The organism is Acetobacter oeni (assembly GCF_011516825.1).
Taxonomy (GTDB): Bacteria; Pseudomonadota; Alphaproteobacteria; order Acetobacterales; family Acetobacteraceae; genus Acetobacter; species Acetobacter oeni.
On sequence record NZ_WOTA01000007.1, the window covers coordinates 17,705 to 33,613 of the forward strand.

Annotated in this window: 11 protein-coding genes; 9 read left to right on the forward strand and 2 right to left on the reverse strand. The window is 61.9% G+C overall.

Annotated elements, in window-relative coordinates; genetic code table 11:
* Window positions 1-61: 61 nt before the first annotated feature.
* Complete coding sequence (locus GOB90_RS06430) at window positions 62-2,296, reverse strand: primosomal protein N' (protein WP_146886275.1); 2,235 nt, start codon at window positions 2,294-2,296, stop codon at window positions 62-64.
* Window positions 2,297-2,368: 72 nt separating this feature from the next.
* Here GOB90_RS06430 and GOB90_RS06435 point away from each other — a divergent pair, with 72 nt between their 5' ends.
* The 7 genes from GOB90_RS06435 (at window position 2,369) to GOB90_RS06465 (ending at window position 12,415) form a co-directional block, all read left to right on the forward strand.
* Window positions 2,369-3,337: a tyrosine recombinase XerC gene (locus GOB90_RS06435; protein WP_146886114.1), complete on the forward strand. Its 969-nt coding sequence runs from the start codon at window positions 2,369-2,371 to the stop codon at window positions 3,335-3,337.
* A complete protein-coding gene (pip, locus tag GOB90_RS06440; RefSeq protein WP_146886116.1) occupies window positions 3,334-4,302 on the forward strand; it encodes a prolyl aminopeptidase in 969 nt (322 codons plus the stop codon). The genes GOB90_RS06435 and pip overlap by 4 nt, the downstream gene beginning before the upstream one ends.
* 13 nt (window positions 4,303-4,315) lie before the next feature.
* The gene (locus GOB90_RS06445) at window positions 4,316-5,296 is read left to right on the forward strand and encodes a retropepsin-like aspartic protease (protein ID WP_146886118.1); all 981 of its coding nucleotides are present in this window, start codon (window positions 4,316-4,318) and stop codon (window positions 5,294-5,296) included.
* A gap of 180 nt (window positions 5,297-5,476) precedes the next feature.
* Window positions 5,477-6,268 (forward strand): aminoglycoside phosphotransferase family protein, encoded by a 792-nt coding sequence (locus tag GOB90_RS06450; protein WP_198912620.1) that lies wholly within the window; start codon window positions 5,477-5,479, stop codon window positions 6,266-6,268.
* A gap of 635 nt (window positions 6,269-6,903) precedes the next feature.
* Window positions 6,904-8,367, forward strand: a complete 1,464-nt coding sequence (locus tag GOB90_RS06455; protein WP_146886122.1) for an amino acid permease — start codon at window positions 6,904-6,906, stop codon at window positions 8,365-8,367.
* 256 nt (window positions 8,368-8,623) lie between these two features.
* The gene (locus tag GOB90_RS06460) at window positions 8,624-9,520 is read left to right on the forward strand and encodes a fructose bisphosphate aldolase (RefSeq protein ID WP_146886124.1); all 897 of its coding nucleotides are present in this window, start codon (window positions 8,624-8,626) and stop codon (window positions 9,518-9,520) included.
* A 492-nt stretch (window positions 9,521-10,012) separates the two neighbouring features.
* Window positions 10,013-12,415 (forward strand): TonB-dependent receptor, encoded by a 2,403-nt coding sequence (locus GOB90_RS06465; protein ID WP_146886126.1) that lies wholly within the window; start codon window positions 10,013-10,015, stop codon window positions 12,413-12,415.
* A gap of 258 nt (window positions 12,416-12,673) precedes the next feature.
* Here the strand turns inward: GOB90_RS06465 and GOB90_RS19490 are convergent, their stop codons facing one another.
* Window positions 12,674-12,808: a hypothetical protein gene (locus GOB90_RS19490; protein WP_260175939.1), complete on the reverse strand. Its 135-nt coding sequence runs from the start codon at window positions 12,806-12,808 to the stop codon at window positions 12,674-12,676.
* Between the two features lie 273 nt (window positions 12,809-13,081).
* Here GOB90_RS19490 and GOB90_RS06470 point away from each other — a divergent pair, with 273 nt between their 5' ends.
* Window positions 13,082-14,764 carry an alpha-keto acid decarboxylase family protein gene (locus tag GOB90_RS06470; protein ID WP_146886128.1) on the forward strand — a complete coding sequence of 561 codons (1,683 nt, stop codon included), beginning with the start codon at window positions 13,082-13,084 and terminating at the stop codon, window positions 14,762-14,764.
* A 366-nt stretch (window positions 14,765-15,130) separates the two neighbouring features.
* Window positions 15,131-15,874 (forward strand): (Fe-S)-binding protein, encoded by a 744-nt coding sequence (locus GOB90_RS06475; protein WP_146886130.1) that lies wholly within the window; start codon window positions 15,131-15,133, stop codon window positions 15,872-15,874.
* Window positions 15,875-15,909: the final 35 nt, after the last annotated feature.

Sequence of the window (15,909 nt, forward strand, 5' to 3'; positions counted from 1 at the left end):
CTCAGGAATTCCGTTTCCAAAAATCAATAAAGCAAAGCAGGAAATATCCTGTTTTTGCCCGTTACAGAAACGAAACAGGGTCCACATCCACATCTACCCGAACCGCGCTCGTCAGCGGCACTTCCGCCAGCCAGCGCCGCAGGATCGGCTGAACCGCAATCGTTCGTTGCGTCCGCAATAACAATCGCTGGCGATGCCGCCCCCGCAATATCGCCAGCGGGGCAGGGACCGGCCCCATCACCTCGATCCCTTCGCCATAAGGCGCGGCACGCCCCAGCGCCCGCGCCGCGTTCTGCGCCGCATCCGCGCTTTCCGAACTGATAATCAGCGCCGCCAGCCGCCCGAACGGCGGCCAGAATCCCGGACGCCTCTGCTCCGCCTCCTCCGCCATGAAGGCGGCGAAATCACCGGAAATCAGCGCCTGCATCACCGGATGATCCGGCGCGAAACTCTGCAACAACACCTCGCCCGGCGCCTCGGCCCGCCCCGCTCGGCCACCAACCTGATGCAGCAACTGCATCGTCCGCTCTCCCGCCCGCAGATCCGCTCCGCCCAGACCCAGATCCGCATCCACCACGCCCACAAGCGTCAGATGCGGAAAATGCCAGCCCTTGGCAACAATCTGCGTGCCGATAATCAGATCCACCTCGCGCCGGGAAATCTTCGCCACCGCCTCAGCCGTCGCCGCAGGCCCGCTGATCGTGTCACTCGCCATCACCAGAATCCGCGCTTCCGGAAACGCCTCGCCGGACTCTTCAGTAATCCGTTCAATCCCCGGCCCGATCGCCGTCAGACTGTGCTCCGCCTCGCACGCCGGACACGTCTCCGGAACCGGCGTGACATATTCGCAATAATGACAGCACAGAACACGCCGTTTCCGATGCTCCACAAGCCAGGATGTGCAGTTCGGACACTCCATCCGATGTCCGCATTTCCGACACAGCGTCAGCGGCGCATACCCCCGGCGATTGAGAAACAGCATCGCCTGCTCCCCCCGCGCCAGCGTGCTCTTCACCGCCTCCACCAGCACCGGTGACAGAAACTGCCCCTTCGGTGGCGGCGCTTCCCGCATGTCGATCAGCCGCGTCTCCGGCATCGACGCCCCGCCATGCCGCGACGGCAGCACCAGATGCCGGTAACGTCCCGTCTCCGCGTTGTTCAGCGTCTCCAGGCTCGGCGTCGCCGACACCAGCACCGCCGGAGCGCCCGCAAGCCGCGCCCGCACGATCGCCATGTCGCGGGCGTTATACATCACGCCCTCTTCCTGCTTGAAAATAGCTTCGTGTTCTTCATCGACAATCACAAGACCCGGATCGCGAAACGGCAGAAACAGCGCCGACCGCGCCCCTACCACAACCCGCGCCGACCCGTCCGCGCAGGCATTCCACGTCAGCCGCCGCGCCCGCTGCCCGATCTCCGAATGCCACACCGCCGGGCGCGCCCCGAACCGCTTTGTGAACCGGTCCATCCACTGCGCCGATAACGCAATCTCCGGCAACAGCACCAGCGCCTGCCGCCCGGCCGCCAGACACTCGGCCACGGCTTCCAGATAAATCTCAGTCTTGCCCGATCCTGTCACACCTTCCAGCAACGTGACCGAAAACGCCCGCTCCGCAACACGCGCCCGCAATTCCCGCGCCGCGAAATCCTGCTCCCCCTCCAGCACCGGCAGCCGGTGTCCCGCGTCAGGCACAGCGAAAGGCGAGGGCGCGGCCATCAGCACCGAGCGCAACACACCCGCATCCGCCAGCCCCCGGATAACCGCCGCGCCGGCCCCGGCTTTTTCCGAAAGCGCCGCCGTTGTCATCGGTGTTTCGCCCAGTGCACCAAGCACCGCCTTGCGCGAAGGCGTCATCCGCAGCGTGGCCGGCGGGTCTTCCCCGCGCACCCATCCCGCCGCCGGCGCGCCCTGCGTGCCGCGCATATGCGACCGCAACGCCATGGCCAGCACCATGCCCGGCGGCGCCAGCGTATAGGCCGCCACCCAGTCGATGAACTGACGCAACGCGCGCGGCACCGGCGGCAGATCCAGCTTCTCCTTCACGGGCCGCAGCCGCGTGGAAGCAATCTCCGGCGGGGGAGGGGGGGTCAGCTCGGGCGGCAGTGTCGTCTGTTCCCAGACGACACCCGTTTCCCGCCGCGCTCCGAGCGGCACCACGACCACATCGCCCGGCGCCAGCGAGTCGGAAAGTCCCGCCGGAACCACATATTCCAGCGGGTAAGGGAAGGGTAGCGGCAGCAACACGGCCACCCGCTTCCGTGTCGGTAAAGGTTCCAGTAGGCTGCTTTGCACCATGCCTCTCTCTAACCTCATCGCCCCGTCATGTCTCGCCCCCGGATACCTCTCCCGGGCAGAGGGCCATCAGGTATGACCGCCCACGAAGCCCTCGAACAGTTCCTCGCCTGGCTCTCCGGTGAACGCGGCGCATCCCCCCGCACCGTCGAAGCCTACCGCAGCGACCTCGCCTTCTTCCTCGGCTTCCTCACAAACCATCACGGTCAGGAACCAGTCCTCGCCAGCCTCGGCACCGTCACCCTCTCCGACCTCCGCGCCTGGCTCGCCCACGAACAGGCCCGCGCCCTCACCCCGCAACACGGCAGAGCCCCCACCACCCGCGACAAAGCCGCCCGTACCCGCGCCCGCCGGGTTTCCGCCCTCCGCTCCTTCTACCGATTCCTTGCCCGTCATCTCGGCACCGAAAACCCGGCCCCGTCGCTGCTCACCCGCCCCCGCGCCAAAGTCTCTCTCCCGCGCCCGCTGCCAAAACCGGAAGCCGCCGAAGCCGGCGCGGGAATCGCCTCACTCGAACACAACAGCATGGCGCAGGAACGCGACAAGGCCCTGTTCCTGCTCCTCTACGGCGGCGGCCTGCGTATCTCCGAAGCCCTCAACCTCAACATCCGCGACCTCGACGCCGCCCTCGCCCCCGGCTTCCTGCGCGTGACAGGCAAAGGCAACAAGGAACGCCTCATCCCCCTCATCCCCCGCGTCGCCGACGCCCTGAAACACTGGCGCCAGCTCCATCCGTCACCCGCCCCGGACGAACCCCTCTTCCCCGGCGTGCGCGGCGGCCGCCTCAACCCCGGCGTCGCCCAGCGTGCCATGCGCGTATGGCGCCGCAGCGAAGGCCTGCCCGAACACGCCACCCCGCATGCATTGCGTCATTCCTTCGCCACCCACATGATGGAAGGCGGCGCCGACCTCCGCGCCATTCAGGAGCTGCTCGGGCACGCCAGCCTGTCCACAACCCAGCGTTACACCCTCGCAGACGAAGCCCGGCTGATGGAGGTCTGGCAAAACGCCCACCCCCGCGCCACCGCAGGAAACAAGCCATGACCGACAGCACCGCCCTCCGTGACCTGTATCCCGAAATCGTGCCTTACGCCCACGGCCACCTCGACACCGGCGAAGGTCACCTTATTTACTGGGAACGCTGCGGCACCCCCGGCGGCCTCCCCGCCGTCGTTCTCCACGGCGGCCCCGGCGGCGGCTGCACCCCCGGACAGCGGCGCATGTTCGATCCGGCCCGCTACGACATCCTGCTTTTCGATCAGCGCGGCTGCGGCCGCTCGCTGCCCCACGCCTCGCTGGAGAACAACACCACCTGGCACCTCGTCGCCGACATCGAACGTCTCCGGGAAATGGCCGGCGTCGATCAGTGGGTCGTCTTCGGCGGCTCATGGGGATCAACCCTCGCACTGGCCTATGCCGAAACCCACCCCGAACAGGTCAGCGCCCTCGTCCTGCGCGGCATCTTCACCCTGCGTCGCGAGGAACTGCTCTGGTACTATCAGGGCGGCGGCGCCTGGCTCTTCCCCGACAAATGGGAACGCTTCCTCGCCCCGATCCCGGAGGCCGAACGCAACGATCTCATGGCCGCCTACCGCAAACGCCTGACCGGCGACAACGAGGCCGAACGCACCGAAGCCGCCCTCGCCTGGTCGCTGTGGGAAGGCGAAACCCTCACTTTGCTGCCGTCCCCGGCCATCGAAAGCCAGCACGCCGACCCGACCTTCGCGCTCGCCTTCGCCCGGATCGAAAACCATTACTTCGTCCATGAAGGCTGGCTCGCCGAGGGCCAGCTCATCAATGACGCGGGCCGTATCCGCACCATCCCCGCCGTCATCGTCCAGGGCCGCTACGATATCGCCACCCCTGTCCGCACCGCCTGGGATCTGCATCGCGCCTGGCCGGAAGCGGAATTTCGCCTTATCGAGGATGCTGGCCATGCCATGTCCGAACCCGGAATCCGGTCGGCGCTGATCGAAGCCACCGACCGTTTCGCGGACCGGCTCGGCTGAGGTCCGCCCCGCCATGGTCCTGCCCCGCAACCGTACCGGCCCGCGCCGGTCCGGCCTCTTGGCCACACTAGCCATCCTCTCCGTCGCAGCCCTCGCCGGCACCGCCCGTGCTGCGCCATCCTGCACCCCGCGGAAACAGGCCGAACTTCCCCTCCGCAACGATCTTGGCTTTCTCTCCGCCCCCGTCGCTGTGAACGGCAGAACAATCAGCCTCATCATCGACACCGGCTCGGAAGGAAGCCTGATTTCCCCCTGGTTCGCCCGGTCACTCAATCTCCCGCCTGACCCGCACGCCCGTACCCAGGTCAGCGGCACCGGCGGCTCAGCCGGCGTGGTGCCCAATGTGATCGTGGCCAGCCTGCGCCTCGGCGGCACCGAATTCGGCCCCGTCTCTCTCCCGCTCGGAGTGCTGCCAGGCAGCCCCAATATTCACCCGCCCGTCGAAGGTCTGCTGGGCGGCGATATTCTCGGCCGCGATATTCTGGAAATCGACGCGCCCGGTGGCCGCATGGCGTTCTGGTCCGTCCCGCCCGATTGTGAGAGCGTACCGCCACCGGAGGAAACCCAGGCAGAGGGCGAAAAGCCTCTTCACTGGCAGGAACTGAAAGCGGAACTGCGGGACCGCCGCATCCTGCTCCCCGTCCGCCTCGATGGCCAGACCATCACCGCCCTGCTCGACAGCGGCGCCCGCTCCCGGATCGTCTCCCGCCGCGCCGCCGAAGCCGCCGGCGTCACCGAAGACGCGCTCGCCGTCGATCCCGGCGGCACTACCTCAGGCGTCGATGGCCGCATCTCCGTCTATCGCTGGCACCGCTTCCACAGCCTCACCGTCGGCACCGAAACCGAACGCAACCCCGTCCTCACCGTCTCCCCGATCTCGGAAGACATGGATATGCTCCTGGGCTCGGACTGGTTCTCCACACACCGCGTCTGGATTTCCTACCGGCAGGGAAAAGTGTTTGTCGCGACCGTAGCAGGACAGAAGGGGCTCTGATGCTGATGTCAAGGTTAAGGCGGCTTGTACTGATTGTGACATGTCCGCTTACGCCTACATGTCGGTCATTGCGGACGGTTGAAGCGTTTCCCGATAGCGGACACGGGATACGAGCTATAAGCTCGTGAAATGCCCGGTACCAAGAATCATACTGCTCTTTATTCAGCGGCTACCGTTTATATGTCACGATGGCATCTGGTTGATGATGGTGCGCCGGTTCGGACAGCAAGCTCCTACTTGGTGCCAGTCACCCGCGACGGGTTCCCGGCTATGTTGAAAGTGACTTCTGACCCTGATGAACTTCGCGGCAATCATCTCATGACGATGTGGGATGGGCAGGGTGCCGCCGCAGTTATGGAGCATGATCGATATGCTCTTCTTCTTGAAAGAGCGATGAGCGGTCGCACTCTCGCCGATCTCGTTTACGCTGGTTCAGACGATGAAGCGACACGAAATCTCTGTAAGACAGCGGGACTTCTGCACTCAGCGTCACTATTACAGCAAGAAGAAATGCGGTCTTTGAAAAGCTGGTTCGCTGATTTACTCGAACCGTCCCCGAACAGCGCAGAGTGGCTGAAAGACTGCGCCCGCCAGGCCCACAGGTTGTTAAGTGATCCACAGGAACAGCTCACCCTGCACGGAGACCTTCATCACGGCAACGTTCTGGATTTCGGAACGCGAGGCTGGCGCGCGATTGATCCGAAGGGGCTTTACGGGGAACGGGTCGCTGATTTTGCGACCTTATTTCTGAATCCCGATCTTGCGGATTCACAGCGCCCCTATGCTGTTTCGCCACACAGGTTCGAGCACAGGATCAGACTTGTCAGCTCACATGCGGGAATTGAGCCTGTCAGACTCCTGCAATGGATTCATGCCTGGAGCGGCCTGTCGGCGGTTTGGTTTGTCGAAGAGGGGATTGCTCCGGAAACTCAGCAGGCAGTGGCACATCTAGCGTCTGAGGCCCTCCGTTAAGATAGCAGCAGAAGTACCGCTTACGCCTACAATGCAGCTGTTCAGAGATAGATCTTGCGAAATTGGGAAGCAGTCATTTGGTCTAAGACTTAAGTGTCGAAGAATATGGTATATTCATATTGCTGTGCAGAGGAGGTATCGATATTTTATCCTCGAAATTTGATATACACAGCAATATTCGTAGCTATATTTTTCATAATTCTTAACGTAGATAAATATCTTCCGGAAATATGGCATTCCGGTGCGCTGCTCAGTCTAATATATATGGTAGTCGGGTCATGTCTTGTTGTCACAAGACACTGGAGAAATAGACTGGATCGCCAGCGCAGTAAAATAGGGCTTCCACCATCACGAGTCAGCTGCGTTATATGTAATTGGCGAAAATTCATCTGGGATAATTGAAGGCAGAGTTTCGGCTCTCCTGACCCGACCTAGTTGTCAGCTTTTGGCCGCGCTCTACCGCAGAGCGGACTTTCCGTTCCCCTCAATACCCCCACGAACAGCACCCCCGCCGATTGCCATTGGACATCATTACGATCTCGCATAAGTGTGGGGATACCGGGCAGACATCCGGCATGATAGTTCCCGCGCCGGAGCAGAGCACGCGGAAACCGGAACCGGAGGCGTAATAACGCATGCAGGATGGAATGAACGCACAGAACACAACCGGCGCGGCACAGTCGGACGGTTACCACAAAGGTCTCGGCCGGCGGCAGATCCAGATGATCGCCATCGGCGGCGCCATCGGCACCGGCCTGTTCCTCGGCGCCGGCGCCCGCCTCCAGAGCGGCGGCCCGTCCCTCGCGCTCGTCTATCTCGTCTGCGGCTTCTTCGCCTTCCTCATCCTCCGCGCCCTCGGCGAACTCATCATGCACCGCCCGACAAGCGGCAGTTTCGTGGCCTACGCCCAGGAGTTCATCGGGGAAAAAACAGCCTTCATCGCAGGATGGATGGCCTTCCTCAACTGGTCCATGACCGGCATCGCCGACATCTCCGCCGTCGCCATGTACATGCACTTCTGGGCCCCCTTCGGCGATGTGCCGCAATGGGTGTTCGCACTCATCGCCCTGTGCATCGTCACCGGCATGAATCTCATCGGCGTCAGATATTTCGGCGAGATGGAATTCTGGTTCTCGCTCATAAAAATCGTCGCGCTCATCATCTTCCTTGTGACCGGAACCATCATCCTCGGCACCCGCATGCCGCTGGATGGCCATACCACCGGCCTGCACCTCATTACCGATAACGGCGGCATGTTCCCGCACGGGCTGCTCGCCGCGCTGGCCCTCACCCAGGGCGTCGTCTTCGCTTATTCGGGGATCGAGCTGATCGGCACGGCGGCAGGCGAGTGCGACGATGCCCGCGCCATCGTTCCGCGTGCAATCAATGCCGTTATCTGGCGTATCGCACTGTTCTATGTCGGCTCCGTGGTGCTGATGGTCTGCCTGCTGCCCTGGACCGCCTATCACGCCGGCGTCAGCCCGTTCGTCACCTTCTTCCAGGCCCTCGGCGTGCCCTTTGCCGACAGCGCGATGAACGTCGTCGTGCTCACCGCCGCCCTCTCCAGCCTGAACTCAGGGCTCTACTCCACCAGCCGCGTCCTCCGCGCCCTCGCCCTGGGCGGCTCCGCGCCCCGCATTCTGACCCGCATGAACAAAAACGCCGTGCCCTCGGCGGCCATCATGCTGATGGTCATCATCTATCTGATCGGCGTCGTGCTGAATTATATCGTGCCAAAAGAAGTCTTCGAAATCGTGCTCAGCTTCGCCGCCGTCGGCGTGATCGGCCAGTGGGGAATCATCCTGCTGTGCCAGATCTCATTCCGCCGCGCGGTCGCAAAGGGCCGTTATCCGGCGCCCGCCTTCCCCATGCCAGCAGCGCCGGCCTCCGCATGGGCGTCGCTCGTGTTTCTCGCCGTCGTCGTCGTCCTGATGGCATGGGACTACCCCGCCGGAACTTATACCGTGGCCGCGATCCCGCTGATCGGGCTCATTCTGGCCGCGGGCTGGTATCTCGCCCCAAAGAAACCTCCGATGGCAATGCCCGAAACTGTCCCGTCTGTTGAACTTACGCGCCGCGTCCTGGGGAGTGGAGATTAAGATCTTCGTCTCCGCGAAATTGTCATACCACCCCGGATTTTCCTGTGCCGGAGGTGCTGGCATCCATGACGCCGGCGTGTAATTGTCACGCCCTGCAAGGGCCGGATCGTACCAGCAGGATGCGGCGGCACGCCTTCAGCCAGGCAGAAACCGGAGAAAACCGGGCCTGAAGCGGAGGCCATGCCGTGCGAATCAGCCGGAATCGGTCAGAAAATGTGCGTCAGGCCCGCATGACACGTTGAAAAGGGTAACAGCAATGTCCAGCGATCTGATGAGAAAACAGATGTCATCGAAGGGCGGTTTTATCGCGGCCCTCGACCAGAGCGGCGGCTCAACCCCACGCGCCCTGGCGCAGTACGGCATCCCCGAGACGGCTTATTCCAACGACGAAGAGATGTTCCGTCTCGTCCATGAAATGCGCGTCCGCATCATCACCGCGCCATCCTTCAGCGGCGACAGAGTCATCGCGGCCATCCTGTTCGAACGCACCATGGACGGAGAAGCCAAAGGCCAGCCCGTCCCGACCTATCTCTGGAAAGAGCGCGGCGTCGTCCCGTTCCTGAAAGTCGATAAGGGCCTGGAAGCCGAAAAAGACGGCGTCAGCCTGATGAAGCCGATCCCCGGTCTCGACGCTCTCCTCGCCCGCGCCGTCAAACTCGGCGTCTATGGCACCAAGGAACGCTCGGTCGTCAATCTGCCGAACCGCGTAGGCATCGCCGCCATCGTAAAACAGCAGTTCGACCTCGCGCAGCAGATCGCCGCCCACGGCCTCGTGCCGATCATGGAGCCGGAAGTGCTCGTGAAAAGCCCCGACAAGGCCGGCGCCGAGGCGATCCTGCACGAAGAACTGCTCAAAGGCCTGAACGCCCTGCCGGGCGACTACAAAATCATGCTCAAAGTCACCATCCCCGAGAAGGCCGATCTCTACAGGGACATCGCCGATCACCCGCGCATGGAGCGCCTCGTGGCCCTTTCCGGCGGTTACTCACTGGATGATGCCTGTGAGCGCCTGTCCCATAACCACGACATGATCGCCAGCTTCTCCCGCGCTCTTCTCGGTGGCCTGAAAGCACAGATGAACGACGCGGAATTCGACGCGGAACTCGCGAAAAACATCAGCCAGATCTACAAGGCATCCGTCGATAAGGTCTGATACCGGCACACCGCTGAGACCGGGCGCTTCCCCGCCCGGTCCTCCCGGACAGGCCATTCAGTAAATCCCTTATTTGACGGCCCGCTCCCTGAAACCCGCCGGAAGGCGGGTTTTTTTCGTCATGTCATGACCCTGCCGGAATCACATGGTTCGCGAATACAACAGGGACAGTCCGCTTCGGATCCGTTTCAGTCCGATGGCGGCGGCGCGTGCCACACTGTCCGGTAACCCGCGCGCAGGCTGAACTGAAAGAGGAAACCACCACGACAGCGGCCCGCACGCGGAAACAACTCCTGATATAAACGCGGCCATCCGGTCAGCTCTGTTCTTCGCCATTCCGCAGGACGGAGAGCAACTGTATTATTCCTGCATCACTCCATGATTATATTCACTCATATACAGGTTTATGTCCGCTGATATATGGACAACCCCGACTCAGGCCCGGCAAAAGAAACGCATCTTCTTTATTCATATCCCGGATCTGCCTGATCGATGCACAACCGTTTTCATACCTTTTTCGCCACCGGAACGTTTGGCGCCCTCCTGCTGACAACCTCGGCGCTGGCCGCAACACCCGTCCCCGCACAGCAGGACGCCCCCGGCAAACAGACCACCGTAAAAAAAGCGACCGTCACCAGAAAAGCCACCACCACAAAGCCGACAGCCACAAAAACGCCGGCCGTCAGAACATCGGCCACCGGCCCCATCGCCGGGATACTGGATGGTTCCAATGGCGAAACGCTGACCGTTCACGGCCACCACGCGGCAGACGGCACCGGCGCCAAATATATGAATAAGGTCGTCTATCTGGGGCCGCTGGGTAACCGGGACACGCTGGATACACCTTATTCCGTCATGGGCGTCACGCATGACGTCGTGGTCAACCAGCAGATCCGCAATCTCAATGACCTCGCGCAGTACCTGCCTTCCGTGCAGCTGGAAGTCCGCGGCGACCCCAATACGTCCCGCCCGCAGTCACGCGGGTTCGAGGCCGATGTGGTGGCCAACTCACGCCTGGACGGGCTGAACGTGGTATCCACCACCCCGTATCCGGCCGAGTGGATCGATAACCTCCAGGTCCTCAACGGTCTGGCCGGCGCCATGTACGGACCCGAAAACCCGGCCGGCGTTTTTGAATATACACTCAAGCGCCCGACCGACCGCCAGACCGAGCGTCTTTCAGTCGGCGTGGATTCCATCGGCACCCCCACGGTCAATGGCGATATTTCCGGTCGTGCGGGGCGCAATGGCTGGTTCGGTTACCGCCTGAACATGCTGCACGCCAATGGAACGGCCTACACGCAGGGCAGCTCAATCCGTCGCGAGATGGTCAGCGGTGATTTCGATTTCCATCTGGACGACAAAACGGTCATCGAAGTCGATGCCAGCCATTACACCTACGACCAGCGCGGGGAAGCACCCGCCTACGGTATTCTGGCGACCGGCGTCGGAGGCGATAAACTCCCCGAAGCCCCGGATCTGAACAAGCGCCAGGCTCCCGAGTGGAGCGGCTATAATATGGAAACCAATACGTTCCTGGCCAAGATCCGGCACCAGATCAACAAGGACTGGAGCTTTACGCTGGGCGGGCTGTACCAGGATGCCGCAAGGCAGTCCTTCGGTGTGGCCGATACCCTGTGCGACGGTAGCAAGACCTGTTCCGGCCTGAAGGGCAGCGACGGATGGTACAGCTCCAAAGCCACGGCCACCACCACAGCGGATGATTTCCGCGTCGGCAGTAACATGGCCTATTTCAATGGCCGCGTTTACACCGGCCCGGTCAGGCATGACCTGGTCATCGGCACCAACGGCTACATGATGGGGAATTATAATCCCGTCGCCGCCGTAACGGGCGCGCAGAACCTCGGCGTCAGCAACATGTACAGCAGTTCCTCGCCCTCCGGCGGAACGCAGCCCTATTATCGCGGGCGCTACAAATCCAGCAGCGTGACCAGTCAGTCCTTTATTGTGGGCGACACGCTGAAAATAAATAAACACTGGTCGATCATGGGCACTCTCGCCTGGAGCTGGATCAATCAGGAAGGCGCCCTGAACGCCACCAGCCCGCTCAAAAAAACCTTTGACACGTCAGCAGCTTTCAGTCCGACAGCCAGCGTGATGTACAAGCCGACCGAGAATCAGACCATCTATTTCACCTATGGCCGGTCGGTTGAAGCCGGTCCCGTTACGCCCAACAGCACAAGTTATACCAATACAAATATCGCGCTCCCGATCGCACACTCCGTGGAATATGAAGTCGGCTATAAACTGCGTTATCAGAAAATGCAGTTTAACGTCGCCGGCTTCCGGATGACCTCGCCCTACGCGATGTACGTTGCCGCATCGGACCCGACAGGCTGCGCGGCCAAAACGAACTGTCAGACGTACCAGTACGGCGGAACACAGCGCAATTACGGCGTGGAAGCCCAGATTTCGGGCGAAATCCTGCCTAACCTGTCCGCCCTTGCCGGCATGACCTGGCTGGACGCCGAACTGGTCAACGCGGATTCCCCGTCTCTCAACAAAAAAGAGATTGTCGGCGCCGCGCCCCTGCAGGCCAGCCTGCTGCTGGATTACCGGCTGCCCGCATCCCTGGGTTCCTTCGCCTCGCAGTGGGCCTTCAATGCCGGTGTGCATTATATGGGCAACCGCGCGGCCAACGTCACCAACACGCTGCATACCGGATCGTACACAACGCTGGAACTGGGCACACGCTACGCCTTCCATGTCTCCCGGTTTCCCTGGGTCGCGCGGTTCGGGGTCAGCAATGTTACAAACGAACGCTACTGGGCTTCGGTCTATACAGGCGCGCCCAGCGGCACGTCGGGTGCGTCATCGAGCCTGTATGCGGGATTGCCGCGTGTCTTCCACTTCACGTTATCGGCTGAATTCTGAGCCGCTTTTCCGGCCCGCCGGCTCATCTCGCCCCGCGATGAGCCGGTATCCGGTTTCATAAACGACAGAAACGTTCTCGTTTTTACGCCGACCCTCTTCCGCTGCGATAAACACGATAAAAAAATCCGCACAGTCATCGGGAACAAAGGCCCCCGACCCCGAACCGCCACGCAACAAGACGATAACGGCCCCAAACCTCTCAGGTCTGACGAAGGCATTTCAGTCGGCCTGAAACCCGGCGTGCGGACAACAGAACTGTCATCCGGATTCAATCGTCTTTCCCTCACCCACAACCCTGTGGCAGCCACACCGTCCGACATGAGGTTGTTGTGCTCCGGCCCGACGCCAGCGCGAGAACCAGGCCCGGAACGCCGCTCCTTTCTCAGCGCCCATGCGGTCCGCCGGAACGCCGGTCGCCCGGAATGACGGATCTGAGCCAGTCCCGGCATGTCCGCACCCGGCGTGACCTTCAGAACAAAATGCGGTCCGGACTACCGCGCCTCTGATTACGTCATCCCGAACGCCGCCTCCGAACCCATATCCAAAACATATGGATTGCACCATTTCCATATAGTGGTCCTCCCCACAAGACAGGCCCACACTATGTCCCATCGCTGAAACCGGGACCGGCAACCAGCCGCCCACCTTCACGCAGGAACACAACTCATGACAAAAACCTACACAATCGGCAATTACCTGTCCGAGCGCCTCGGCCAGATCGGCCTGAAACACCATTTCGCCGTCGCAGGTGACTTCAACCTCGTCCTGCTCGACCAGCTCCTCGACGAAGGCTCAACCAAACAGATCTACAGCTGTAACGAGCTGAACTGCGGCTACACCGCCGAAGGCTACGCCCGTGCCAACGGCGCCGCCGCCATGGTCGTCACCTTCAATGTCGGCGCCCTCTCCGCCATCAACGCCATCGGCAGCGCCTACGCCGAAAGCCAGCCGGTTATCTTCATCTCCGGTGGCCCCAACACCAACGATCAGGGCGCAGGCCACATCCTGCACCACACCATCGGCACGACAGATTACGGCTACCAGGCCGAAATGGTCCGCCACGTCACCTGCGCCACCGAAGTCATCCGCTCCGCCGAACACGCGCCAAAGCAGATCGATCATGCCATCCGCACCGCCCTGCGCCTGCGGAAGCCCGCTTATATCGAAATCCCCTGCAACCTCGCCGCCGCTCCCTGCTCACGCCCCGGCCCGGTCTCCAGCCTGCTCGCCGAAGCCACGCCGGATAAAGTCAGCCTCGACGCCGCCATCACAGCCGCCTGCACGTTCATCGAAACCCGTAAGAACGTCGCCATCCTCGTCGGCAGCCGCGTCCGCACCATGGGCTCGCTGGAGCCGATCATCGCCCTGGCCGACCGCATCGGCTGCGCCGTCACCGTCATGTCCGCCGCCAAGAGCTTCTTCCCCGAAGATCACCCGGCCTTCCGTGGCGTTTACTGGGGCGAAGTCAGCACCGGCGGCGCCCGCGAGGTCATCGAGAAAGCCGACGGCGTCATCTGCCTCGCGCCGATCTTCAACGATTACGCAACCGTCGGCTGGCAGTCCGGGCCTGACACGAAGAACACGCTCATCGCGGACCTCGGCGAAGTCACCGTCGATGGCCGGAGCTTCGCCGGCTTCCATCTCGCCGCCTTCATCAAGGCCCTCGCCGAGAAAGCCCCGAGCCGCCCCGCCTCGAAAGAAAATTCGAAGCTGGTGCCGGAAGTCATCCCCGCTTCCGCGCCGGAAGCGCCGCTCACCAACGACGAGATGGCGCGCCAGATCAATGCGATGATCGACAGCAAAACCACGCTGACCGCCGAAACCGGTGACAGCTGGTTCAATTCCAGCCGCATGACCCTGCCAGGCGGCGCCCGCATCGAGACGGAAATGCAGTGGGGCAGCATCGGCTGGTCCGTGCCGGCGGCTCTCGGATCGGCCTATGCCGGGCCGGATCGCCAGCATCTGCTGATGGTCGGTGACGGTTCGTTCCAGCTGACCGCGCAGGAAGTCGCGCAGATGGTCCGCTACGAAATTCCGGTCATCATCTTCCTGATCAATAACCGTGGCTATGTCATCGAAATCAAGATCCATGACGGTCCGTACAACTACATCAAGAACTGGGATTACGCCGGTCTGATGCAGGCGTTCAACGCCGAAGACGGCAAAGGCCTCGGTCTGCACGCCCGTACCGGCGCCGAACTGGCCGATGCGATCAAAAAGGCGAAGGCCAACAAAAACGGCCCGACCCTGATCGAATGCAGCATCGCCACCGAAGACTGCACAGACACCCTGGTCCGCTGGGGCAAAAAGGTCGCCGCCGCCAACGGCCGCCCGCCACATATCGGCTGATAAACCAGCCCGGAATCCGCTGCCCGGACAGACCGGGCGGCGATTTTCCTGATATGCTGTTTGTGATGTGTTACGTCACACTCAATGAAATAATGGTGGCTATAAATATCTCCGGCAGCCAGGGGAGCGGTCACGGATCAGGTCTCCCCTGGCCAGATACCCCCGGAATCGGGAGACCGTGTCTCCCTGCTGGCCAGGGACATAAGCCCGTAAATTCGCCATCCGTATCGTCTCTGCCAGTAAAAAAGGAAAGACACACGCGGTCAGCGTCAGAACTCGACAAAAGAACAGAACGCGGGCAAATCCCGCGTCACAAACCGGCCAGGTATCCGCAAGGCAGGCTCCGGCCACCGTGAGGAAAAATTCATGCGAGTAGGGTTATTCGTTCCGTGTTACGTCGATGCGTTCCATCCCGAAGTCGGGCAGGCAACGCTGGAACTGCTGGAGCGCTTCGGGGTCGAAGTCGATTATCCGTTCGATCAGACCTGCTGCGGTCAGCCGATGACCAACACGGGATGCCATGAAGAATCCCGCGCCACGGAAGAGCTCTTCGTCCGTAACTTCAGCGGATACGACTACATCGTCGGCCCGTCCGGAAGCTGCGTAAACCACGTCCGCCACAATTTCGATGCGCCGGAACAGACCGATGACGTCAGGCAGGTTCGCGCCCGCACTTACGAACTGGTCGAATTCCTGCACGACATCCTGAAGGTCGATGCCTTCCCCTGGGCCGAATTCCCGCACAAGGTCACGCTGCATAATAACTGCAACGCCCTGCGCGGCCTGAACATCGCCAGCATGACCGAACTCCGCGAAAAACAGTATTCCAAACCCTGTGACCTGCTCGAAAAGGTCAAAGGACTCGAACTCGTCACCATCACCCGCCCGGATGAATGCTGCGGCTTCGGCGGCACGTTCTCCGTCTTCGAGGAAGCCGTCTCCGCCCGCATGGGGCAGGACAAGGCCCGCGACCAGTCACGCTCCGGCGCCGAATACGTGACATCGTCCGACAGCTCCTGTCTGATGCACCAGGAGGGCTGCGCGAAACGCCTGCATCTGCCAACAAAATACATCCATATCTCGCAGATCCTGAACGGGGCACGGGCATGACCGAACAGCGGAAACCGGAAACCCCGGCCGGACGC